This is a genomic window from Paenibacillus sp. N22P23 (genome assembly GCF_059383735.1).
On the sequence record NZ_JBXENT010000002.1, the window covers coordinates 563230 to 587363 of the forward strand.

17 protein-coding genes are annotated in these 24134 nt (G+C 47.9%); 2 read left to right on the forward strand and 15 right to left on the reverse strand.

The annotated features are described in order from the left end of the window. Window positions 1-125: 125 nt before the first annotated feature. Window positions 126-1067: a DUF4179 domain-containing protein gene (locus AC506A_RS13180; protein ID WP_495461449.1), complete on the reverse strand. Its 942-nt coding sequence runs from the start codon at window positions 1065-1067 to the stop codon at window positions 126-128. After that, window positions 1054-1602, reverse strand: a complete 549-nt coding sequence (locus tag AC506A_RS13185; RefSeq protein WP_495461450.1) for an RNA polymerase sigma factor — start codon at window positions 1600-1602, stop codon at window positions 1054-1056. The genes AC506A_RS13180 and AC506A_RS13185 overlap by 14 nt, the downstream gene beginning before the upstream one ends. A 588-nt stretch (window positions 1603-2190) precedes the next feature. On the opposite strand from AC506A_RS13185, the gene AC506A_RS13190 reads away from it, so the two are divergent. Then, a complete protein-coding gene (locus tag AC506A_RS13190; protein ID WP_495461451.1) occupies window positions 2191-4581 on the forward strand; it encodes a hypothetical protein in 2391 nt (796 codons plus the stop codon). Window positions 4582-4632: 51 nt separating this feature from the next. On the opposite strand, the gene AC506A_RS13195 is transcribed toward AC506A_RS13190, so the two are convergent. The 11 genes from AC506A_RS13195 to AC506A_RS13245 all read right to left on the reverse strand — a co-directional run bounded on the left by AC506A_RS13195 (window position 4633) and on the right by AC506A_RS13245 (window position 20054). Then, a complete protein-coding gene (locus AC506A_RS13195) occupies window positions 4633-7005 on the reverse strand; it encodes a hypothetical protein (RefSeq protein WP_495461452.1) in 2373 nt (790 codons plus the stop codon). 69 nt (window positions 7006-7074) lie between these two features. Continuing rightward, window positions 7075-9147, reverse strand: a complete 2073-nt coding sequence (locus AC506A_RS13200) for a DUF5054 domain-containing protein (protein WP_495461453.1) — start codon at window positions 9145-9147, stop codon at window positions 7075-7077. A gap of 1 nt (window position 9148) precedes the next feature. Next, window positions 9149-11590: a glycoside hydrolase family 38 N-terminal domain-containing protein gene (locus AC506A_RS13205; RefSeq protein ID WP_495461454.1), complete on the reverse strand. Its 2442-nt coding sequence runs from the start codon at window positions 11588-11590 to the stop codon at window positions 9149-9151. A 39-nt stretch (window positions 11591-11629) separates the two neighbouring features. Continuing rightward, window positions 11630-12514 (reverse strand): carbohydrate ABC transporter permease, encoded by an 885-nt coding sequence (locus AC506A_RS13210; protein ID WP_494820279.1) that lies wholly within the window; start codon window positions 12512-12514, stop codon window positions 11630-11632. A 12-nt stretch (window positions 12515-12526) separates the two neighbouring features. Continuing rightward, window positions 12527-13438 (reverse strand): ABC transporter permease, encoded by a 912-nt coding sequence (locus AC506A_RS13215; protein ID WP_495461455.1) that lies wholly within the window; start codon window positions 13436-13438, stop codon window positions 12527-12529. A gap of 82 nt (window positions 13439-13520) precedes the next feature. Then, complete coding sequence (locus tag AC506A_RS13220) at window positions 13521-15227, reverse strand: extracellular solute-binding protein (protein WP_495461456.1); 1707 nt, start codon at window positions 15225-15227, stop codon at window positions 13521-13523. Window positions 15228-15309: 82 nt separating this feature from the next. Continuing rightward, complete coding sequence (locus AC506A_RS13225) at window positions 15310-16995, reverse strand: response regulator transcription factor (protein ID WP_495461457.1); 1686 nt, start codon at window positions 16993-16995, stop codon at window positions 15310-15312. A 5-nt stretch (window positions 16996-17000) separates the two neighbouring features. Next, window positions 17001-18740: a sensor histidine kinase gene (locus tag AC506A_RS13230; RefSeq protein ID WP_495461458.1), complete on the reverse strand. Its 1740-nt coding sequence runs from the start codon at window positions 18738-18740 to the stop codon at window positions 17001-17003. Between the two features lie 152 nt (window positions 18741-18892). After that, window positions 18893-19198: a hypothetical protein gene (locus tag AC506A_RS13235; RefSeq protein WP_495461459.1), complete on the reverse strand. Its 306-nt coding sequence runs from the start codon at window positions 19196-19198 to the stop codon at window positions 18893-18895. Window positions 19199-19225: 27 nt separating this feature from the next. Next, the gene (locus AC506A_RS13240) at window positions 19226-19546 is read right to left on the reverse strand and encodes a hypothetical protein (protein ID WP_495461460.1); all 321 of its coding nucleotides are present in this window, start codon (window positions 19544-19546) and stop codon (window positions 19226-19228) included. 46 nt (window positions 19547-19592) lie between these two features. After that, window positions 19593-20054, reverse strand: a complete 462-nt coding sequence (locus AC506A_RS13245; protein ID WP_495461461.1) for a response regulator — start codon at window positions 20052-20054, stop codon at window positions 19593-19595. 140 nt (window positions 20055-20194) lie between these two features. On the opposite strand from AC506A_RS13245, the gene AC506A_RS13250 reads away from it, so the two are divergent. After that, window positions 20195-21082, forward strand: a complete 888-nt coding sequence (locus AC506A_RS13250; RefSeq protein WP_495461462.1) for a LysR family transcriptional regulator — start codon at window positions 20195-20197, stop codon at window positions 21080-21082. An 81-nt stretch (window positions 21083-21163) separates the two neighbouring features. On the opposite strand, the gene AC506A_RS13255 is transcribed toward AC506A_RS13250, so the two are convergent. Next, the gene (locus tag AC506A_RS13255; protein ID WP_495461463.1) at window positions 21164-22000 is read right to left on the reverse strand and encodes a phytanoyl-CoA dioxygenase family protein; all 837 of its coding nucleotides are present in this window, start codon (window positions 21998-22000) and stop codon (window positions 21164-21166) included. Window positions 22001-22042: 42 nt separating this feature from the next. Then, the gene (locus tag AC506A_RS13260; RefSeq protein WP_495461464.1) at window positions 22043-24130 is read right to left on the reverse strand and encodes a DUF5054 domain-containing protein; all 2088 of its coding nucleotides are present in this window, start codon (window positions 24128-24130) and stop codon (window positions 22043-22045) included. Window positions 24131-24134 lie beyond the last annotated feature (4 nt).

Genomic DNA, 24134 nt, shown 5'->3' on the forward strand with positions numbered 1-24134 from the left:
CAGTTGTTGTAAATGGGATTTTGCTAAATTCACTCAAAAGAAAAAACCTAGTTCGATAACATCGAACTAGGTTAGGAAATGATAGTCTGTAGTTAACGGACGTTTGAACTAAATCCTCCCATATTTCACTTAACAGGAATCTGCACCGTGTCGCCGGTTTTCTTAATGATTAGCTGCACGGATTGAAGATTGGCCGGCAAGGCAGGAAAGCGCATCGTAAATGCATGAGTTCGGTGCGATACTTCACCGGAGATCTGATGCACCGATTCTCCATTTGCAATCAGATCAAATCCGTCCATACCGATACCTAGTTCTGGTTGAGATGTACCCTCAATCAAAGTCATTGTCGGTGTTGCGGTAATCGTACCAATGAATATCGTCTTGCCATCCATAATAACATTGACGTCCTGTTTGACCTTGGTAGTCATCGCTTCGTCAGGGTGGTAAGGGAATGTAATTTGTTTCTCCCTTCTTTGATCTTTCTCCGGAAGCTCGTCCCAGTACCTAAGCGTTAATTTCTTAGCAAGCGGGCTGACCGGCTCGAAAGTCACGAATCCTTTGGCCTCGGTCTGCCCTTCGATTGGCCCGGAACCACCCGATATAAGTCGGGAATCCGTTCGAAAACCTTTGATCCCAATAGGATTAAATAGGTCGTAACTCTGGAATCCATTCGGATTACTCAAGGTATAGTACACGATAATCTGATTTTCATCCGACATAAGTCCGTTAACCGTAAGCAGTGTTCCGTCTGCGAGTTGGGCTTGCTCGTTAAGCGTTTGCCCCTTCCCTTGTTTGTTCAACTCACTTAAGGTGCCGTCTACGACTCCGTCGAAGCCCAGCAGCGTCATCCCATAATAGGCTAACGCATGATATTGATTGCCTACGAAAAACATAATCGCAAGGACGGCCACAGCGATTCTCGAAACGCCTTTTACATTCCGCATCACTTTTCTTCTGGGAACTGCGGTATGCAACGCTTTTCTCATTCTAGCTTCCAGCTCTTCGGGAGCGGCAAGTTCACTTAGGCGCACTTTCTCATCCAACAACCGATCTTCAATGTTGCTCATCTATATTCCTCCCATATAGCCTTCTCAGCTTCTTCAATCCCTCGAAAATTCTTGATTTTACCGTTCCCGGTGAAACGCGAGTCAACGTGGCAATCGTCCCGTAATCTAGATCAAGATAATACTTGAGACGTATCGCTTCACTTTGATCGTCATTTAATTGAACCATCAGCGATTGAAGATCCAGTTGCTCTTCTACTTGACGGTAATCGGACATCCCTGCTTGGCTGCTGAATCCGTTACGATCTTCAAGCGGATTTTCAAGCGGTATGACCGTTTTGTTTTTTTTCAGCGCTTGCTTGCATCGATTAACCAGAATGGTCTTGCTCCATGAGTAGAAGGATTCTTCTTTCTTTAATTGACCAATTTGCTCGTAGAGCTTCACGATCATATCCTCGAGAACATCCATCGCATCCGCTTCATTCCTCATATATGAATAAGCAAGCCGATAATACGCGTCTTTCTCGGCTAATATCAGCTTCAGTAAAGCCTCCTTGTCCCCTTTTTGTGCGTTTTTCACCTCGTTCACCACTAGCATGTCTTCACCTCTCTTTTCTCTAAGAGCATTGGGCGGCTCAAATCGTTCATTCCTCGAGTAAGGAAAATTTTGTTAGTCGTTCCGCGAGCGATCAACACAGCAAAACCATCAGTTCGTTCAAAGCATGTAAGGGCTGCACTCTAGGAGTGCAGCCATTTTAATATGCTTCATGAACAAAATTTTTAACGGTTGTCAGCGTGGCTATTTGATGAAAATAAGCCTTATTGAAAGGCTAACGGTTGTGACAGACGTTATTTGCAGCAAATGGGTCGATTCCTAGTGGCAAATGTTCAAATAAGCTCGCTGGCAACCGTTACAATTTGAAAAGGGTCTATTTATGCCAAATAACCACTGTCACAACCGTTAGAGTTGGAATACGACAAAGCATGCGCTCATCGCGAGTGTACAATTATATCAAACGTGGGTTTCTCGACACACTGTAAGGGCTGCACTCTACCGAGTGCAGCCCTTCTGCTTTTCTACAAAAACTGTTCAATATTGACATATTTTGATATACTCTTCGAATGTTAGGTTTATCATATTTTGGAATTATAGGATCACAATCAACTAGAAGGAGGCACTTAAGCAATGCTGAGCAAAACGTTTAACAAAGTCATTCTGCTCACGATTCTGGGCATATTCTCACTACTGCCAGCCCTCGCATTTGAACCTGTCCACGCTGAAGGGAAGGCGACGATGGAAGTTTTGCAGACGGACTGGTCGTATTTATACGGGGATGATGCGCCCATTCAACCTCACTACTATGCCTATGGGAACGGAATTTACGTCAGCACAAGTCAGTATACATCGAAGGACGGCGTCCATTGGGCTAACAAGACGACATCCGAGAATGAGAGGGATCTCAGCAAAATCGTCTTTGGTAAAGGACGCTTCGTTGGATTTGACGAAGAGAGCTCAGAGAAAGGTACTCCTGCCTGGACCTCCAACGACGGAATGAGCTGGTCGGAAACTCCGTCCCACATCCAAATAAGCGATGTTGTGGATGCCGTATTTACGGGCAAGCGTTTCGTCGCGGTTAGTTCAGGCAGATCCTATAAGGAGCTATTTAAGAGCGTTCTCGCGACTTCCGAGGACGGCGTGACATGGACGGCTCATCCGGGGCAGCTCGAAACCGGTGTCATGGAGCTTGTGTGGAATGGAAAACTAATGCTCGCCAGGACTGCACAGTCTCTCTTCCAATCGACCGACGGGTTGACTTGGAAGAGAGTATCCGTTCCCGTTAAAGGAGCCTATTGGGACTTGGAGTACATGAATGGAACATTCTATCTCGCGGCAGAAGGCGCCATACTTGTTTCGCAGGACGGAATCAAGTGGTCGGTTACTACTACACCGAATAAAAACTGGACTCAATTTAGATGTTTACCGAAAAGATGCTTCGTATTTGGAAAGACTAAACAGGATAACCGTGTCTATATGACAAGCAGCAATGGAAAGACATGGTCAACGTCAAAAGTGCCAAGCAATGACTTCTATATCGATGGCATTGTCTATGAGAAATCGAAGTATAGGCTCAATCGGTATGATGTGATCTATGAATCTGCAGACGGTATAAACTGGGTAACCAAACCTAAGAAATCGATTCCTCCAGTATTTCTTACCGGTGCAGTGGCAGCAAACGGCAAGCTGGTGACTGTCGGCGGCACAACACCCACGTTAGAAGATAATAATGAGCCCGTCAATTGGCGAGGTTCTACGGTGGTGAACGCAAACGGCAGCTTTCAATATAACAGTGTGAAGGGAAAATTCCCGCTCTTTGATGTCATCTGGACGGGGAAAATTTTCTTTGCAATCGGTCAGCAAGGTTTGATGATGACGTCAACCGATGGATTGACATGGACGAAGCTAATCTCACCTACAAAGCAGACGCTCGTTCAAGCTGTTATGGCGGGAGATACCTGCTACGTCGTTGGTGAAGGCGGAATTATTTTATCATCGAAGGATTTGAAGACATGGCGTAAATACGTGGCCAATCCCTATCTTAATTTCCGCGGCGTTGCATGGAATGGTAAGACGCTGCTCGCTGTAGGCGAGAACGGAATGGCGGTTCGTTCGGACGACGGCCGAAATTGGACGAAGGCGACGCCATGGCCGGGAAATAAAAATGATTATGATTATTCAGGTGTGGCATGGGGCAATGGCTCGTTCGTAGTCATTACGGATATGATGTACGCTAACTCCGACGTTGTACAGCTATTCCGGTCGGAGGACGCCAAGACCTGGAGCTACCACGTGCGCTACAACAGCGGTATCGATGCAGGTGGACCGCATACCGGGTTACACGATATTCAGTATACGGGAGGGTTGTTCGTCGCTGTCGGCTGGGATGGTGTCATCCTAGTCTCGAGAGACGGTATCATCTGGTCACGGCTATCCACTTCGTTCAACTATAACATCTTGTCAGCGGAGTATTACAACGGCCAGCTTTACGTGTTTACTCCTTTCTCCGCCGTGCTGAGAACGAAGCTGGATCCAGAGCTTCTTAAGATCGAGCGTAAAGCCGAACCTATTAAGCAAGAGCCTGTCAAAACAGATGCCAAGGCAACCCGCCTCGAATCCGCAACCCAATATTTGAAAACAAAAGGCTATACGATAAAAGTGAAAACGGCCCGATCGGATTATACGCTGTATGAAATAAGTCAAGAAAATAAGGTCTTGTTTAAATACGGCGATTATCCAAATGGAGCTGAATATAGTGATTACGCCAGCTTCGTGCAGATTGAGAGCTTGCCTGATCAGAATGAGGCAGTGATCGCTGATGCACAAGGGTTCATCGAGCGTGTAACGGACCATTCGCTCACAGGTCTAGCCGATTCCATTGTGCAAACAGCACGAGACAATAACTATAAGTATGACAGTATCAATGATACGGATGTGATGTTTGATGATTATCGCGTCAATTATAGCTTTCTCGACCGTGGAGAGGGCAACCAGACGACGAACATCTTGTTTAATTATTAGAAGGCAAAAGATAGAAGGTACAGGGAGTCCCCTGTACCTTCTTTTTACTACCTATCGCCAATCCGTATGAACCGGTTCAGGTGCACTCCGGGTCGAAATCTTAACACTTATAGAAGGTTTCGGATCTCCCTCAAATTGACAACTGAACGAAAGGGTCTGACTCCCTGCGCGAACGATCGGAGCATCTGATGAAGCCTGCACAGTACGCAGCACATTCCAATTCTTGTCCATTATGATGCCAACGCGCTCGCCGTTATAGGACAAATATTCACCGGCGCGCACTTCCGTTTCAAACGTCAGATAGGTGCCATTCACGCAGATCGTCGGACGCTTGATGAAGCCTTCCTCATTACCGTACGTTGACTGAACGCGCATGCAGAACCTTAACGGCTGCTCATCATGCTTGTTGTAAAACGGCCAATCAGCGCCTCCCGGCTGACCCGGCTGCAGTTCTTCAGTACTGCATTCCAGCGGAGCTGATAGATGGATCGAAAACAAGCTCCAGCGATCTTCATCTATCTCCTCAAGATGCCAATCACTCTTGGGATCCTTCAACTTCTCACGCTGCTCCGGAGAGAATGCACCGATCTGCCGCGCTCTCTCCCAGCTTCTTACGCTCTCAAGCAGGGAGTCGATATTTCCATTCCGACCGAGCACCGCCATTTCGGCAGATAACGCGAACCCGGCGTCAAAGCCGGCCGCCTTCGACAGTACCCATTCGATTTCTTCCGGCGTCGTAGCCTCGAACCGATTCGATGCTGAGCGGATGAGAAACCATCCCAACATCGGAGGGATAAAGTTTCTTTCAAAATAACGCTGATTGCTTAGCCGCCACTCCAGCTGTCCTTCGCGTGTCGCCACTCCCCAAGGCTCGCCCCAATTAAATCTTGTAAATACGTGCCAAGAGTAATTGGAAACGACAATGCTCGCGTCGTTAATCACTTCGTTATTCCAACCGTCGTAGCACCGTTTAACAAAACGATTTACGCCGTAATCATCTTGACCGGTTGCGTAGCAGCCTTCTAGGCCATCGAAGGAAATTTGTTTCAAGCCTGTGTACCGGAAAAGCCGGCCAATCCGTTCGCTATAGTCATCCTGCAGTTCAATGTTCGGAAAAAACACATTATACGGATGATCCCATAAGCGGCTAATTTCAGAACCCGCCGTATGCCCGGCAGCAGCTGTCCGGTTTACTCCCCTTCTGACGTCAAGAAGCTTCCATGGAGCGCTTTCCGATACGGAACCGTATTCGATGAGTTCTTTGCCGATGATTGCCGTTTTACGGTAAAGACTTACTTGGAATGGCTTTGGGTTGTCAATGATCAGCTCGGCGGTTTCGGCTTCACTTACATCTTCGATTAAACGGGCCGTTCCCACGGTTTGCAATCTCTTATCCGGTTCCGGTGTTACGTAGGGATCATTCAGTGTCGTGAAATTCGAAAGGGTATGTACACCGACATGCACGCCTGCCGATTCAGCCGCTGCCACGCTCGCTCGCAGTCCGTCATCCCCGTTCGGAAAGCTCTCCGGCTTTAGCACGAAATGCCCCCATTGCGCGAACGGATCAGGATGATAGACGTATTTGAGCCCAGCCTGTTTCGTGTACCTGACTGCTTCCGTGGTCGTCTCCTCGGTGAAATTGGTGATCAGATACGATTGCTTCGCAGCAGGCGACACTTTCCCCCACACGCCTTCAATCGTTGGATGCGGCAAATTTTCGCCAAGCTCAACCGCTTCAATCATCTCAAGAACGTTCTCTGCAGCGCATCCGAACAACGCGACTTTGGATCCCACGATTGCGGCATCCTCGTGATTTAACGGAGCTACTTCGATATCGTTGATGCCCCATACCGGTCTAATGCCGGCCTTGGCACGATTTCTTGCATACGCCTGCAGCAGACTGCCTTCCTTCGTCGGCCACGCCGTGCACACGTTATATTCGAACTTTCCATCTTCATAGAGGCTTTCGGCAAATGCCAGCGGCTTCAGCTCTGACGGCCATCCGCCTATCGTTTTCGCGTTTAGTGAGAGAAGACCCACCGCGAATTTATGATTATGGACCACCCCGACGGATTCTCCGATCGATCCTGCAAGTGTCGTTTCGTATGGCCCCCAAATAACAGCGTCTACCTCATTTGATTCGGTTATCTCTGTAACTTCAAATGATGTGTAAAGCTCCTTCGAACGGATGGTAACATGCACCCACACGCCGCTGCCTTCAAAATAAAGCGATAACTTGCCCTCTTCTTCGTCATATGCAGCGCGGCATGGACTTTCGATTGTTCCGTTCCTTACGATTCGAAGCAATGGAAAACCCTGGCCAGCCAAGTACCCTGCACCATGAACCGCGTCCTCAAGGCGCGTTAATCTTCCCGCTTCATCTATACCAAAAGACAATGAACCCGCATTAAATTGGGCGTTCATAGATTCTCTCCTCTCAAAAAAGGGCGAAAATGGTTTGACCAAATTTCGCCCTTTGCTTGTATCTATCCCTTATCCGTTCGACATCAAAGTAAGACGGAATCGGTACTTCATATCATCCTCGAACCACATGACGAAATTGGTGCCCCATACATTGTTATGGAGATTAAAGTGAAACCCTCCGTCAAGCGGGGCGAAGTTGTTGTCAAACTGAAGAATTCTCTTCTCTCCCGGACATACGATGGGCGTATCCAACGTTTCAATGACCGCTGTGCCATCCGCTCCTGAATAGAATAATCCGGACTGAACCCCGTGCATATTTCGATTGCCGTTCTTGACTACGGACAACGGCGAAATGCGACGTCCCAGCTTATCCATTTCCCATATATTCGGATTGTCGACAAGCGGCGAGAAGGTAAACCAGCTCGCCTCAGGCAGTCGGCAGGCTTGTTTCCCCTGCCAATCCAACTGGACATCTAAACTCGGAGCACTACGCTGGAAGGTATACAGAATGTTCAACCGTTGCGGAGCTCCGTGATGCTCGCACACGTAATCCGGCAGCTTTAGTTCAACGCTTACAACATCGCACTCCGGCTTTCTGTCCAACTCGATCCTCTCAACACTCGCCTTAAACAGTCTGTGCGCTGGCTTCGGATCAACGAACTCAATCCCCGGCTTGCCTAAATCCGCTTCAGCCCAGCTGTGATGGAGCGGCAAGTTGGTTACATATTCGTTAAAATATTGGTCATAGCTCTCCTTGCTGAACGTTTCATAAATGAAGCTGCCCAGCTGATGCTCTTCATCCGCCCATACCTTCCCTCCTCCATCGATCAAAGAGCAGATGGAGCCATCGGAAGAGAACGTGACGCGGAATGCTCCCAGTTCATAGGATTTACCGATCAGCAAAGGCTCGGCATAATCGAACACTTGGCGTTGCGAAGAAGGATGAAGCTGCTCAAGCGCACTCGCCGCTTCACTAGCCAAAGCTTCCGGCAGAGCGGAAATAGCCCGGGATAAATAGTCACGCTGTTCTTGCCATGAACGCTCCACTTCGCTGAAGCGACGGGTCGGATTCGCCAACTGACGGAGATAGTCGAACTTCTTCCACTTCGTGTCCTCGATCACATCCCGCTCTCTCGCGGCAGCCAAGGAAGATGGCGAATAGCTGCTAAAGTCAACCAGATACACAGACTCATTCAAACCCCACGTATGCTCGGGGATCAGCATTAAATCCTCACAGAACCGTGCGTAAGCTTCACTTTGCGGATCCAGATCGCCGGAACTCACCCACTTGTCACGCAAACGAAGAAGTTCGCGGTAACGGGCGATTTTCCACGGATCAGAGGAAATGCCGTGAATCCAGGAGTCACCAATCTCCTCCGTAACGACCGGCAAGAGATGTTTGATGACCTGCAGCTTCTGGGCATAAGCATCCATTGTTGACGCTACGATATCTGCGCCCTGATAATCATGCTGAAGCTTCTCATATAACGCGCGTACTTCCTCAATCGTAGGTGGACCATCGTTATCCCCCGTATGCGCGAAGTACAGCGCGTCCTCCATCCCTTCCAGATAGAAGGGCCTGCCGTAGGCATCGGCATAATTCACAATCAATTCGGATCCATCCGCGGCGCGCCATACGAACAGCTTCGGAACCGACGGATTCTTGCTTACCGGGTTCACGCCAAGGTGAAGATATTGGATGCCTCGCTCCGCCATCATCGGGACAATGGCGATCGTATGGCCGGGAACGTCCGTCATTTTGGAAGCAATCGTCTTGCGTCCGTACTTCTCATCCAACTCCTGCGCCAGTGACAATCCATATTCAAACAAACGCTCATCCATAATTTCCGTATGGGTCGTAAATGGCAGGCCATGCCATACGATACGACCTTCTCGAATGCCTTCCTCCATTCGAGCGCGCATAGATTCGGACGCATTTTTCAAATACTGCTTGATTAACCATGAGCCAGTCGTCCATACGAACTTCACGGGTCCATCCTCTTGCGCGAGCTTCTCGGATAACTCCAACGCTTGCGGGATAAAGCTGTTCATATACCGATCGAACACATCCTGCGCCATATGGGTAAACCCGATATCCAAATGCGTTTTGAAAATAACGTGGACTCTCTTAATCGCGTTCATCCTACTCGTCCTCTCCAATGCGCCAAGTGGTCAGCCCAGCGCCCATGGTATGGCAATGCCCAATTGCTTCGGCAGCCGATTTGAAATTCTCGTTCCATGCCAAGCTATAGCGGAACTCGTAGAAGCCGCCTAGTGTCGCTTTGAAATTCGTTTCCCAGTAATTCGTCATCGCCCAAATGTAAAGCATAGGCTTCATATCTTCCGTTTGCTGCGTATGCAGCAGACGTTTGCCATACTCCAGCGTGCCCATCTGCAGAAGCGGTGTATCCGGCGTGGCCAACGTAAGCGAGCCTCTCTCACTCACATATGCAAGTCCTTCTTGAATGCAAGTGAAATCTAGGAGAGTGCCTGGTATTTGGTCTACCCATGGACGAACCAGCGCACCCGCTTTCTCAATCCAGAGCGTCTCTTCGCTTCCTGCTCCGGAAGTAAACGGCAAGGAGAAATAGACATTTTCCGGTTCCCAGACGGAATCTTTATGAAGCCGTACCGCGACATCGACACGGTTCATGGTCGCAAACACCTTTAGGAATAAGGAATAATAGCTTATGCCCGGAAGCTCAAACTGCAGCTCTACTGAACCGAACATCGGTCCGTTTTCTAGTAGTTTCACTTTCACTAGGCGGCCGGCTGAACGTCGAACGTTCATCCCTTTCCGATTGCGTCCCATAGAACCGCGAGCCGAAACGCCCGGTGTCACTTCATAAACAGGTGTGAACGCCCCATGGTTTCTGTCTTCGCGAATCTGTTCTTCACCGGTCTCCTTGTTGATCCAAGAATGGATGCCTTCCTCTTCCGACCAGCAAATACGAACAAATGGGGATTCTATCGAAAACTGATTTGCGATAACTGCGCTCTCCGTTCGCCCGCTTGGAAACATGTCGTCAACATCATCTGCGCCATCTGTGGCAAGCAACCTATAATTATTCGTTGTTTTCGCCTTCGCCATCTTAGCCGGACGAAGTCTAAATGACTTCTGCTCCCCTTGCTCAAGACTAGCTTCGATCGTGACACTTTGATAACCGGGCTGATGAGGAACGACAAGTCCCGTGCTTTCATCGATGACTTCGATGCCATCCTTGAAGATTTCATTCTCGAAGCCTTCCCATTCCAATTCTACAAGCTGCCTGGAATGCTGCAGCTCCGTATTCGCGACGCGGTAACGAAGAGCGCGGCCTGGGTGAAGCAGTGTGCCTCCCAGCGCATTACGCACTTTATCTAACGCCGAATGAGCCAGGCGGCTTCCATTCGCGGCATAAGCAAGTTTTCGCACCTCAAGCATTTGAACATTAAAGTGCCACGGCTGGTTAACAGAGGTGTGGAATCCCCATGTATGCTCCGCGTACATGACGAGCTGACGCTCAATTTCATCAAGTTCCCGACGACTTACGATACGCTGCTCCGGATCAAGCCTCTTCACCTTGCGAAGCACGCGCTGACCATCCTTGAAGATTTGCGTATGCATCGGCGTCGAACCCGCGCCATCCGTCCACCAATCCGGCCAATCCCCGGCATGGACAGGAATATCGATCGGCTGACTTTTCAAATGCTGGAAAAATTCGCTTAAAGTCGCCATTTGAATCTGTACCTGTTCCCCGTGACGGGCGTTCCATCTATTGATGACGTCCATAATCGCTCCGTTCGGAGCCCCGTTGTCCGTCGCAAGGCCCGAGACCGTTACCGGCACGAAATCATACGGATAGTTCTCTTGTTCAAGCAGACTTAAATAGCGATCAATTCGTGTATCCATAATTTCATCGTGGTTGCTGACAATCGCCGGCGTATGGAACTCATCGCGAATGATATAGCTGCCTACCGCATCCGGACTCATGCCCAGCTCATTTCCTAAGAAATAATGATCCCCGTTCCAGACAAGCAATTTCTCTCCGCTCGGCGTCTCCCACCAGAAAGGCGTCTGTTTCTTTCCCAAAGCGAACATGCCGTGATGCGTATGGATGCAGGAGAATAAATGCTGCACACCCGAATCCAATAAACTTTGTCCATAACCCCAGCTATATCCGTTAATGTCAGCCGTCATGGCCGAATCCACGTGACGGCCTATGCTCCTTCCATACTCAGCAGCCTTGGAATGAATCGCTTGCAGCAAATCGTAATCGGCGAGCTCCGTCATATTCAGATAGGTGCCGGACAGCTCGATATCGCCGCTGCGAACCGCATCCGCGAAGTCACGCTTTTCCTCCTCGCTCGCTTCCTCCAGAAACTTCTCGACAGCCCAGAAGGTTTCACATGTCCACTTGAAGCCTTTCCATTCTGCTTTCTGCCCTTGTCCAACTTGTTTCGTAATTTGCAGCGCTTGCCGAATGAAATCGACATGGAATTGCTCAATTCTTTCTTGCCTTCTTGTGTAGCCGATATCGGTATGTGAATGATGAATGACGAATATGCGCCACTTGCGTCCCAGCTTTTCCATTTGCATGTTCATTAACAGTCCTCTCAAATCTAATGAATGATGATTCCAGTGCTACTCTTTCACGCTTCCCACAACGATACCTTTGACGAAGAACCGTTGCAGGAAAGGATATACAAGCAAGATCGGCAATGAGCCTACGATAATTTGAGCGGCTTTCGTCGTACGGTCGGAAATCTCGGACATATGCTTCGCCTGCAGCATGCTGATTTTGTTGAAATCGGGTTTGATAATGATCGTCTGCAAATAAGTAGCAAGCGGATATTTATCCGGTGACTTCATCAGAATCAGCCCGTCAAACCAGGAGTTCCATTGACCGACAAAAGCGAACAACAAGATGGTCGCAATCGATGGCATCGAAATCGGCACAAGAATTCGCCACAATGTCGTCCAATGCGAAGCCCCGTCAATGAATGCGGACTCCTCCAGTTCCTTCGGCAGGCCGCGGAAGAAATTCAGCATGAGAACGGCATTAAACACTTGAACCGCTCCGGGCAGCACTAATCCCCATATCGAGTTGTCGAGCGAGAACATCTTAATCGTCATATACCACGGAATAAGTCCGCCGCCAAACAGTACCGTGAACATGAAATACCATGCGTACAAGGTCCGAAACCGGAAATCCTTAACTTCCTTGGACAAAGGATAAGCCAGCAAGATCGTAAAGAATATACTGATCGTTACCCCAAGCACGCAGCGCTCTATCGAAATGAAGAACGACTTCACAAACTGAGAGTTCGATAGAATAAACGAATACGACGCCGCTGTCGCATCGACAGGCCATAGCTTGACTAGACCGGCAGACGCGGCAGTGCTGGTGCTAAACGAAATTGCAAGTACATGCACCATCGGAGCCAGACATAGAAGCGATAACAGAATAAGAAAAACATGATTAAATACGCTAAACGTACGGTATTTAAATGACGGACGATGAATCATAGGTTTGTCCCCCTAAAATATGCGATAGTTAGATAGTCGGTACGCGAGCCAATACGAGATGCTGATCAGCAGTAAGGACACGACGGATTTGAACAGCCCCATCGCCGTTGCAACACTGTATTGCGCGTTGACGATACCGGTACGATAGACGAGTGTATCCAATATATCGCCTGTTTCGTATACGGTCGCATTATACAGGGTGAAAATTTGATCGAATCCGGCATTAAGCACATTGCCTAAGCTTAACGTCATCATCAGGATCACAATCGGGAAAATGGACGGAACCGTAATATGCCTTGTTTGCTGCATGCGTGTAGCGCCATCAATCACAGCTGCTTCATATAAGGACGGGTTCACGCTTGTAATCGCCGCCAGATAGACGATCGTGCTGAAGCCGAACTCCTTCCAAACATCCGATATAATCAGAACTGGCCGGAACCAATCGTTGCTGCCTAAGAAGAAGATAGGTTCAAACCCCAGACTCTTAATAACTTGGTTTACAATACCAGACTCGGGAGACAAAATATCAATTAATATCCCGCCTAATATAATCCAGGACAAAAAGTGGGGCAAATAGATAAGCGTCTGAATGCCGCGCTTTATTAACGCGTTTCGAACTTCATTGAGCAGCAGCGCGATCGCAATCGGTACAATGAGCCCGACAACAATTTTGATAGAAGCAATGATGAGCGTATTCTGTATCGCCAGCATCGTATCCGGCATCATGAAGATATATTCAAAGTTATCGAAGCCTACCCATTTGGAATGGAAGAAGCCCATTAACCCCTTGCCTTTAAGGCGAACAAACTTTTGAAAGGCGAGCACGATCCCAACCATAGGGAAATAACTGAAAATAAGAGCGAAGATAAAGCTCGGAAAGACCATGGCATGCAGCGGAAGTTCCTTTCTCAACCTTCTATACATAGAGGCACCTCCTAGTTTCCGTATAAAGTAAAGAGAGAGGGGAGTGAGGGACACTCTCCTCTCTCTTTCTATTCACTTTCTATTACTGCTTCGCTGCCCAATCATTCACTTCCGATGTAATTTGATCGCCGCCAAGCTTCTTCCATTGCTCGACGAACTTATCGAATTCATCGATCGGCGCTGCGCCCATAATAATTTTGGTAAAGGTTTCATTTTGCAACTTGTCCAGCACGCCTTGTTTCTCCACCATCGTCGGCGTATTGGCGCCTAGGTAACCCGTCGTCAGCAAGGTATCTTTATAACCAGCCAATACCTCGAATGACGATTCCGACGGACCTGCTTGGCGATAAGTCGCCCACTGCTCCTGATCGCCGTTCATGAATGCCGTAATTTTCTCGTACAGCGACTTTTGCTCCGGATTCAGCGCAGCCGTATCTTTGGATTCCACTGCCCCTTTAATCGCAAGGTAGTTATCCGGAACGTCCTTATTAGGAGCGAATACTTGGAATACCGGGTATTGGAAGAGCTCTGTTCCTTTAGCGGATACGGAGTACTTCGCCCAGTCCGCCGTCTCGCCGTAAGCGCGCTCCAGCCACAGGTTTAGCATTTTCACGATAACTTCCGGATGCTCGAAGCCATCTTTAGCCACATAATATTCGTACACCGGGAAGCCTACGCCCGGAATTGCCGGCTTATCATCTGCGGAAACGATTGGGAACGGCTTCCATTCCATGCCCGGATTTTGCTTTCTCGCATCGTTAAACGGCCAGTAAGAATACCAGTTCGCGCCGTAATAGATCCCTACTTTGTTTTGAGAGATGGATTCAATAACCTTACCTCCATCTTTCACGGCAAACTCTTTATCCAAGAAGCCTGCTTTATATAACTTCTGAAGCTCTCCTAATGCTGTTTTCATTTCAGGAGCAATGTTGCCGTTCGTCAGCTTTCCTGAAGCGTCTTTCACCCAAATGCCCGGATACGCGTGGAATCCGTTGTAGAAACCTGTCAATCCGCTAAGCTCTTTGCTGATCGCTAAGCCGAATGTGTCGTTCTTGCCGTTGCCATCCGGATCCTTGGTCATGAATTCTTCGGAAATCTTGAGCAGCTCATCCATCGTCTTAGGCGTCTGCAGACCCAGTTTCTCCATCCAATCCGTACGAATCCAGAGGATATCTGCGCTTGTAATGTTTCCGCCGAACTTCGGAATTGCCATCAGCTTGCCATCGAACGTAGCCGCTTTAAGCGCAAGGCCTCCGTCTTGATTGCCCAATTCCTTCAATGCAGGCGAAGCGTACTTCTCCCATACCTCTGTTAAATCTTGAATTTGCTCGCCTTCTACCAGCTGGTTCATCTGCTTCGTAGTGACGCCGAATGTATCCGGGATGTCATTGGAAGCGATGGAAATATCCAATTTATTGCTATCACCGCTTGGATCGCCCAGCCAGTCGTACACAAGCTTAATGCCTAGAGCGCTTTCATATTCTCTAGTCCAAACATTATTCTCATTCGTATCGCCATTCTCAAAGCGATCTGCCGGGAGGGCCATACGAACAGAATGTACCGTAATAGGCGGATCGTATTTACCGAATGGGTCAACCGTGCCTTCAGCGTCCGTGTTGGTCGATGTCTTGTTTGTATTTACGCTGTTATTTGCGGTTGTCGATTCACTGTCTGTCGACTGCTTCGAAGCTTCATTGCCCGCATTGTTATTTTCCCCGCATGCCGAAAGCATAAGCGAAGTTGTCAGTAAGCAAGCGGCGAAGAGTGTAATCCGTTCCTTTCTTGCCATTACGTAAACCCCCTAGGTTTGAATGTTTTGCTCACAAGTTGATTATAAGTAGACGAAGGGGCGGTCAGCTATTCGCCATTCTTTACTTTGCACTCGCATTTCTAGACATCACGACACTATCTCGATATTCCTGCGGTGTCATCTGCAAGGCCTTCCGGAAGAAGCGAAAGAACGATTGCTCCGATAAGAAACCGACAGAAGTAGAAATCTCATGGATTTTCAAGCGATTTTCTTCCAGCAGTTCTTTGGTTTTCTCAAGCCTCGCCGTCATAATATAGTCGGACAAGCCTTCATTCGTGACTTGCTTGTACAACCGAGATAGATACGAAGGATTGTGTCCAACCACATCACCAATACGATTAAGCGTCAAATCCCCTGCTATGTTCTGTTGAACATAACGCTGCACCATCCGAATCACATCATGCTCCTGATTTCCTTTGCCTGCCTGTTTGTGCTCAAACAGCGCCTCGGCCAGCTTATAGAAGTAATCCACTACTTCCTTCCAGTTATCATGACAATCAAGGGCGGTCATTTTACCCAAATTGACTCGGCCTCCAACCTCACTCTGAACTTCCCAGCGGTTTATATACGATAAGAAGATAGAGACGAGTGTGAAATAAACTTCCGTCTTTATTGCATTCTTAGCAGCCGCACACTCTGTCAACGCTTTCATAATGCCAACATATTCAGCAATAAATTGCTCCTTCTGTCCGTTCTCCAGCAAGGTATGCAGTAAATTAAGCTTCTTGAGCTGCTTCCGTTGATCGTGCTCTATTTGATCGGCTGAGGTAATGGTCATGGTTGGCTCTATAAGCAGCTGCTGCTGACTCAGCCCAAGCCCACGGTTAAGGAGCTGCTGCAAATGTTCGAATTGCTCCGATATGCGATCCCACTCCTTGAACGATGCTCCAATGGCAATGGATAGATTCAACCTCAGCAAGACACTGCAGGAGTCTTGCATCATTTCCGCCGTTCCTTTAAGAAAAACAAGGCAACGCTGCTCCAGCTCAGCAAGCTCGGCGGGTGACAAATCTCCCGATTGCTCATGGGGCTGAATCAGCCAAAGCAGCTTTGTTTTCCTCTCGAAATCAAATGAAAGTAAACGCACCTTCGCCGATAGGTATTCCTTCGCAATGTTTTGAATGGCAAACAGATATAACGATTTGTCGAAAGGGCGCGTATCTTCCTTCCAATCGTCTATCCTACCGATCATGGCAACGACAGGTTTAGCAGGTTCAAGCTCAATGTCAGCTTCCTCGAAGCTTCGGCTCAGCACGCCATTTGCAAGTGCCCCTCCTTGAACAAGCTCCATGAGCAGCTCTTTCTGCAGTAAAGGTGTCATCGCTTGCATCTGCTGTTTCGATTTGGCAATAAACGCTTCAGCCGCGACCGCTTCTGTTAGAGCCGTCAATGCTTTCTGAACGGAAGCGACGATCGCCTCGTCTCCTTCTGTCTTTAATAAATAATCTACGCCTCCGTTGCGCATCGCTTCATGGATATAATCAAAATCGTTGTAGCCTGTCAGAAAAATCACCTTGCATCGCGGCCAATATTTGATGATTTCACGATGAAGCTCTAAGCCGTTCATGCCAGGCATTCGAATATCCGACAAGACAATATCGATCTTAACCGTTCGCATGCAGCTAAGCGCTTCCGCTGAGGAGTAGGCGCTTAGCAGCTCTAATTCCGGAATCGCCTTTCTTTCAAACAAATCGAGTACGCTTTCTACGATGAACGGTTCATTATCTACAATGAGTAATCTATACATCTATCTCAGACCCCTTTAGTCGTTAATCTCATCTCAACCAGAACGCCGCCCTCAGCCCCTCGCGATACAGCAAGTCCATATTGCTCGCCATATCTTAGCTGAAGACGTCGATGCACGTTCAGAATACCGGTTGACTCTGTAGTCAGGACTTGCGATTGCATCCGATTTCGCAAATCGTCCAGTGCCGCCTCCGAAATATTCTCGCCATTGTCCTCTACTCGAATCAGCAGATCCTCGTCCTCTATTTCAAACCTTATCGAAAGCAGACCATCCGAAACCTTATCTTCCAGACCATGCACATAGGCGTTTTCAATAATGGGCTGCAAGATGAGTCTAGGTACAGGTAGTTTGCGGAACGCCTCCGGCAGCTCCTCCCATTCCACTCTGATCTGTCTGGAGAAACGCAGCGTCTGAATTTCTGTATACGACTTGGAATGATTGATTTCCTGATCCAATGTGACGGTTTCATTACCCGTTCGCGTAATAAATTTGAAGTAATCCCCGAGGTGCTGAAGTAGGTGCTCCGCCGTTTGAACATCTCGCATCCGAACAAGACCCTGCAGCATGAAGAAGCTGTTATACAGAAAATGCGGATTAATCTGAGACTGCAGCTGCTTGAGCTCCGCTTGCTGGGAACGGATGCGCTCCTCATAAACTTCGCCGATCAGCTTATTTAATTGACTGACCATGACATTGAATTGTCCGTACAAATATTTGAACTCGTCGCTATAATTGTGATCAAGCTCTATCTGCAAATCTCCTCGTTCTACCTTGCGGAAAGAGCTGACAAGGCGTTTGAGCGGCCTATGAATGATGCGGAAGATCCAATACGAGAACGCCACGATAATCACGATGGATAAGATAGACAACAACCATAGAAACTTGCGGTATTTATCCAGCGGACCCAGCACTTCATCAGCAGGGATATAAACGACCAAATAGGTGTCCAGAAGCTTTGAGTAGCCATAGGTAATGACGTAATCTTTGCCCTTGATGCTTATATTGCTTTGATCGATTATTGTGCCTTTGAGATCTGGGTTGTTCAGAAACGACCTAATCTCAGGTAAGAGCTGATCCTGTTTGCCATCCGAGAATGCCCAGTTCTGTTTGACATTAATAAAGGAGGCTCCTGCGCCGTCCAAGTCGACGATTTGACGCAGCGATTCCTGAATTTTCTTCGTGGATAGATCCACGCCAAGCGCAATCGACAAGGGCAGCTTCTGGAAAGGGTCTGGGTATACTTCGCTTAGAAAGAGCCCCTTCTTCCAGTATGTGATCTTCCCTCCGGTGCGGCCGGACATTTTCAGAGCGTTTAACTCGTCTGGCTGAATGTGATTGTCATAGTTGTTGGAGAATATCCCTCTCTCCATGGATGGGATGTAAACCTTCACATTCTCGACGTATAAACTGGATGTTTTCAATAGATTGAGCCTGTCTTTGACTTTAAGGATCGTTTGAACTCTTGTGTAATCATCCATCTCTGCAGCGATTGTTCTAATTTTCTGAAAATCCTCGTTGAAAATCAGTTCTTTGTTGATTTGGATAATACGCGCCATTTCACTTTCGAACGAACTCATGTAGAAATGGACATTGGATACTACCGATTGCGACAGCTCTTCACGCATGTTCTTCTCTGCGGATTGAATGATATAAATGCTGATACTAAATATCGGAATAATGACGATTAGAAACGCTAACAGAAGCTTGGTAAAAATCCCCGCATTAAACTGCTTCAATACATTCATCTCTGATCCCCCGTGTAGATTGATGTCGAACTACCGTTAAAGACATTCTATACGCCCTGATACATTCCTTCCCAGCAACGGAAATTATTAATGCCCTTAAATATGCACCAAAAAGCACTGCCCCTTTGGAACAGTGCCTTATAACGTTTTCCTCATCCGAGTTGTGATTCGTAATTTAATTTATAAACTAATTCCTCACACCATTCCTCATCTTCTAATTCTAATGCCAAGTCAATCAAGAAGAGCAAGCTGCTTTTGAATGGCAACACTTCAAAACCGTCTTCACTTGAAACGATGATTTTCTGCTTATTCGAATTTTCAAATACATAGCAAGGTGACTGAAAATAATACTCCACGCTTTTAAATACAACCTTTTCGCCATTGTAAATGGGGTTGGTAGCGGTAATCACTTTGCATAAATCCCCTGCCAGTAAATTAATACACCAGTTAATAAGCATCTCTACCACCCTGACCGGTTGCTCTTATTATTCGTACTCGATCGGCAACATGATTGTTGCTACCAGCCCTTTCACGGATTCTTTACCATGATCGGTAATAATGATGTAAAGCGTTTCAGTTACATTCGGATAATCGCTTTCAAGCAGCGTCTCAACCTGCTCCAACCCGCTTGTGAATTGTAGGTTGTCACCGTTCGGTTTAACGACATGAAAAACGTCACCGCCCAATAAGTAGCGAGCAACAGCGATCTTATGCAACTTAAAAAGCTGATTCATTGGAATACTAAGCTCTTGAACCCCATGTGTTACCAGTGGCATTACCTTGCGGCCCGTCTTAAATATACTCATGCTGTTAGCATTCTCCCAAAGATCATGTTGAATTTCAACGCCTCGTCTACAGTTCACGAATCCCATCTGAATAATTCGATTGATAACCATTATAACTAGAGCTCAGTATCACCTGCCGCAGTACACAGAATAGCCTGATGGACTCGAATGGTTTTGATAGATAGACATCCAATTCAGAATTTCTCATCTGCTTTTCTATTCCTTTTATAGCATAAGTTGTCATCCCAATAATAGGTACTCTTCTTCCATTATCCAGTTCTCGTAATTGATGAGCAGTCACGCTCACGTCCAAGGCGGGCATATCCGTATCCAACAAAATGGCATCATATCGCTTCTGACCAGACATTGCGATGGCTTCAGCTTCATTCTTCGCTAGATCAATCGTCATGCCCATTTCCATTAGGATGATTTCGGCCTTCTTTTGACTCATTTCGTTATCATCTACGAATAAGATGCGAGCTTGCCTTAGCGCATCGAATATTTTTTTCTGGGATATTGAGATGCTCATGCTACATCCCCTCTTTGTAATTAATTTACCAAATCAGTATCGGATTGGATCTAATTATAGGGATGAAGAGGCATAATGTATAATACATAAACTGTCATATGATATAGATTCAAAGCTATCATGAAGGAGGATCTCACAAGTTGGAGTTGCTTCAGTTAGAATATTTTAAAATAACTGCCAAGCTAGAGCAGATGACTAAAGCTGCGGAAGTTTTACAAATCGCTCAGCCGTCACTGAGCAAAACCATTGCCAGACTAGAGGAGCAAATTGGCGTCCCCTTATTCGATCGACAAGGCCGCAGCATTCGATTGAACGCGTATGGCAAAGTGTTGCTTAAGCGGGTCGAACACGTTTTCCAGGAGTTGGAGGAAGCCCAGCGGGAAATCCGTGACATGTCCGGATTGGACCGGGGGATCATAACCATTGCCGTCTCACTCACGAACGTTTTGCCGGAATTGCTGGGGGCATTTCTGGCGCTGCATCCGAATGTGCATTTCTCCCAAATTGTAGAGCCAATGTCGGTCATGAAGCAGATGCTCGAGAGTGGGGAAATCGATATGTGTCTCACTTTTGCCCAGGTTGATGGTGCAGATATCGAGTGGAGGCAGCTGCGAACGGAAGAAATCCATCTGCTCGTACCTGATCGTCATCCTTTAGCCGGACGGGAACGTGTATCGTTAAACGAACTACAGCATGAATCGTTCATTAGTTTACGTTCCGGCTATTGGTTCCGAGAATTGACGGATCGCTTGTGCATGCAAGCTGCCGGTTTCACTCCTAATACGACGATTGAAGTGGATGAGGTGGATGCGGTACTCTTGTTACTCAAGAAAGGACATGGCATCGCGTTCGCCCCGGATTTGGCTTGGAGAACCAGAATGGACCTTACACGAAATCGAATTCCGATCTCTGATCTCGGAGGCAGCATGACGCTAGGTCTTGCTTGGTCTAGAAGGCATTACTTGTCAGCTGCAGCTCAGCATTTTCATGAGTTTGTTCTTGACTATTTCGAGTACTTAGAGTGGTGAAAGCACACAACATAGATGCCCCCGAATGATCGGGGGCATTTGCATGACGTGCTTTTAAAGTCCGACTATCTCACCTACTACTCAAGCTTTACTATAAACAACCGGAAACATATCCCCTTGCACGATGTCTCCGTCTTTGCCGCCGGCAGCGATGAACTTCTTGATTTCCGAGTATTCATCGGCGAATCCCGCCCGATAGCGCGTCTCTGCTGTAAGATAATGAAGTGCTGACGATCGACGTACTCGATCGGATACATTAGGCCCGCTTCCGTGAATGGTCAGGCTATGGTGGAAGCTTATTTGACCCGCTTTCATGACAATAGGTACGGTTCGAGCGATTTGCCCTTCCGGAGCCATGTCCTGCAGCTGCTTTTGCATGTTTTGCTCGTAAAAGTCGTTACCGTTCAAAATCCCCCAATAGTTGCTGCCCGGCACCATTTGCATGCAGCCGTTCTCTTCGTCAACATCGTCGTAAGCAACCCATGCCGTGATCATCGTCTCCGGGTTTTGAAAACAGCCCCAGTAATGATAATCCTGATGCCAGCCGACATTCGCCGCATTTCCGCTGGAATGCGCCGGTTTCAGCAGCAGCTGATCCTCCCAGAAACGAATCGTATTCGTTCCTTTCAGAGCTGCGGCGATCTGTCCGATTTGCGAATCGTGGGCGAGTGCGCGGATCGTCAAGTCGGCCAAATTCGCGTTGTCGGTCTTGCGGAGGGAGTTGGGGCGGCTAGTCTCGCGGCTCCACACGGCATCAGGAGCATTCCCGGTTTCGAATTCTCCCTGATACACCCGCTCCATTCTATCGCGCAGCTTTTCCAATCGCTCATCATCAATAATCTTCGGCGAGATCCAATATCCGTTTGTCCTGAAAAAGTCTACGTCTTCTTGTGTTGGGACGAAATTCGTATGCGGCATGCTTTGCCCTCCTAGTTTTGAAATCGCTTCCTTCGGTTCATTCTATTCCAAGCTAATCACGAATCTGAACTTGGTATTCTCCTCATACCACATTCGGAAATTAGTGCCCCAAACATTATTGTGTAGGTTGAAATGCATGCCGCCATCTAAAGGGGCGAATGTTTGATCGAATTGAAGCATTCTCTTCTCCCCCGGAGAAACTACCGGAGCATCCAACGTTTCCAAATGAACAATCCCATCACTTCCGTGGTAATGCACGCCTGAGTTTACCGCATGAAGACTTCGGTTACCGTTCCTCACTACTTCAAGCGGCGAAACTCTCTCGCCTAACTTATCCATTTTCCAAAGGTTCGGGTTATCTACCTTCAATGCAAAAGAGAACCAGCTTGCTTCCGGCAGTCGGTACGCCTGCTTATCGAACCAACTCAATTCGACTTCGATTTTCTTCTCCTGTTTGAAGAACCGATACCGAATATGAAGCTTCTTGGGAGCGCCATGTGTCTGCGACGCTTCTTGGCTCATATAAAGCTGCAAACTAACTTCGTCATACTGCTCGTCTTCCCGGACAACTGCCCCGCTGACTCGCGGTGAGAACCGCTTATGCTCCGGACTGGGCTCCGCAAACTCCATGCCTGGCTTGCCGAAGTCCGGCTCCGACCAGAAATACGTTTCAGCCCAATTCACAACGTAATCTCTATACCAATTGTGGTAATGATCCATACCAAACGTTTCATATTCGAATACACCTAAAGGGTGCTGCTCGTCAGCCCAAACTTTGCCCCGCTCGTCAACAAGCCGAATAATCGATCCGTCGATTCCAAAATCGACATTGAAGCAGCCTAGATACTGCTGCTGTTCCAAGGTGAATTCACGCCCATTCGCAATACACGCTTCATCTGGAGATAACGTCGACAGTGCTCGGCGTGCTTCGATCTGCAGGTCTGACGATAGCATGGATATCGCCTGTGTGATGTAATTCCGTTGTTCCTCCCATGAGCTTTCAATCAGGCTGAAGCTTTTCCCGGAAGCAGCTTCGAACTTCTCCGAGTGGTCGCCGCCATAAATGCCGAAATAGCCATAACGAGGATGGATGGCATCCTTCGTGACAACATCGGCTTCCCTTGCCGCATGAAAGTCAGTGACTGAATAATGCTTGAAATCGGTCAAATGCGTCTTCTCGTCCATGCCCCATGTATGTTCGGGAATAAGCATGAGTTGTTCGCAGAAGTCGGCATATTGTCGGCTGCTTGCGTCCAATCGACCTTCGCTCACCCACTTGCTCCGCAGCCTTAGCAGCTCCCGATAATGGGAGATTTTCAGCGGGTCGGAGGCCGCGCCGTGAATCCATGAATCGCCAATCTCCTCGGTAACAACTGGGAATTGATCTTTCATGGTTACTAATTTCTCGGCGAACGCATCCATAGTCGAGGCTTCTATGATGGCTCCCGGGAATTGTTCGGATAGCTGTTCGAACTTCTTCCGAATATCCTCCGCCTTCGGCGGCCCCATATTATCGTTCGTATGCGCGAACACAAGCACTTCATCCAAACCGTCGATTAACGTCATATTGCCGTAGCTGCCGGCATAGTTGACGACGATTTCCGATCCGTCCTTCGCTCGCCATACGAATACTTCCGGAACGCTCGGCTTCGTCGAAGCATAGTTAACGCCAAGGTGCAAATATTGAATGCCGTACTTCGCCATATATGGGACCATGCCAATCGTATGTCCAGGTACATCCGTCATCTTTGCCGCGATCGTACGTTTGCCATATTTCTCATCCAGCTTTCGCGCGATCGACAAACCATGCTCGAATAACGCCGGATCCATTAATTCCGTGTGCGTTGTAAACGGCAGCCCATGCCAAACGATACTGCCCGCTGCGATCCCATCTTCCATTCGCTTTTTCTGCTCAGGATCAGCCACTTTTAGAAATTCATGAATAAGCCAAGAGCCGGTTGTCCATACGAACCTTGCCGCGCCTTGTTCTCGATGGAACGCCTCAGCCAGATCGAGCGCTTGAGGGATAAAGGAGTGAAAATATTGATCAACAACATGGCTTGCCAAGTCCGTAAACCCGATATCAAGATGCGTTTTAAATACAACATGAACTTTACGTATGGTTTTCATGGAA

Bases quoted from the DNA above. Each gene is read 5' to 3' on its own strand.
- AC506A_RS13180 (WP_495461449.1), bottom strand. From the start codon at position 1,067: ATGAGCAACATTGAAGATCGGTTGTTGGATGAGAAAGTGCGCCTAAGT.
- AC506A_RS13255 (WP_495461463.1), bottom strand. From the start codon at position 22,000: ATGCCGCATACGAATTTCGTCCCAACACAAGAAGACGTAGACTTTTTC.
- AC506A_RS13200 (WP_495461453.1), bottom strand. From the start codon at position 9,147: ATGAACGCGATTAAGAGAGTCCACGTTATTTTCAAAACGCATTTGGAT.
- AC506A_RS13245 (WP_495461461.1), bottom strand. From the start codon at position 20,054: ATGAGCATCTCAATATCCCAGAAAAAAATATTCGATGCGCTAAGGCAA.
- AC506A_RS13185 (WP_495461450.1), bottom strand. From the start codon at position 1,602: ATGCTAGTGGTGAACGAGGTGAAAAACGCACAAAAAGGGGACAAGGAG.
- AC506A_RS13225 (WP_495461457.1), bottom strand. From the start codon at position 16,995: ATGTATAGATTACTCATTGTAGATAATGAACCGTTCATCGTAGAAAGC.
- AC506A_RS13260 (WP_495461464.1), bottom strand. From the start codon at position 24,130: ATGAAAACCATACGTAAAGTTCATGTTGTATTTAAAACGCATCTTGAT.
- AC506A_RS13205 (WP_495461454.1), bottom strand. From the start codon at position 11,590: ATGAACATGCAAATGGAAAAGCTGGGACGCAAGTGGCGCATATTCGTC.
- AC506A_RS13220 (WP_495461456.1), bottom strand. From the start codon at position 15,227: ATGGCAAGAAAGGAACGGATTACACTCTTCGCCGCTTGCTTACTGACA.
- AC506A_RS13190 (WP_495461451.1), top strand. From the start codon at position 2,191: ATGCTGAGCAAAACGTTTAACAAAGTCATTCTGCTCACGATTCTGGGC.
- AC506A_RS13210 (WP_494820279.1), bottom strand. From the start codon at position 12,514: ATGATTCATCGTCCGTCATTTAAATACCGTACGTTTAGCGTATTTAAT.
- AC506A_RS13230 (WP_495461458.1), bottom strand. From the start codon at position 18,740: ATGAATGTATTGAAGCAGTTTAATGCGGGGATTTTTACCAAGCTTCTG.
- AC506A_RS13240 (WP_495461460.1), bottom strand. From the start codon at position 19,546: ATGAGTATATTTAAGACGGGCCGCAAGGTAATGCCACTGGTAACACAT.
- AC506A_RS13215 (WP_495461455.1), bottom strand. From the start codon at position 13,438: ATGTATAGAAGGTTGAGAAAGGAACTTCCGCTGCATGCCATGGTCTTT.
- AC506A_RS13235 (WP_495461459.1), bottom strand. From the start codon at position 19,198: ATGCTTATTAACTGGTGTATTAATTTACTGGCAGGGGATTTATGCAAA.
- AC506A_RS13195 (WP_495461452.1), bottom strand. From the start codon at position 7,005: ATGAACGCCCAATTTAATGCGGGTTCATTGTCTTTTGGTATAGATGAA.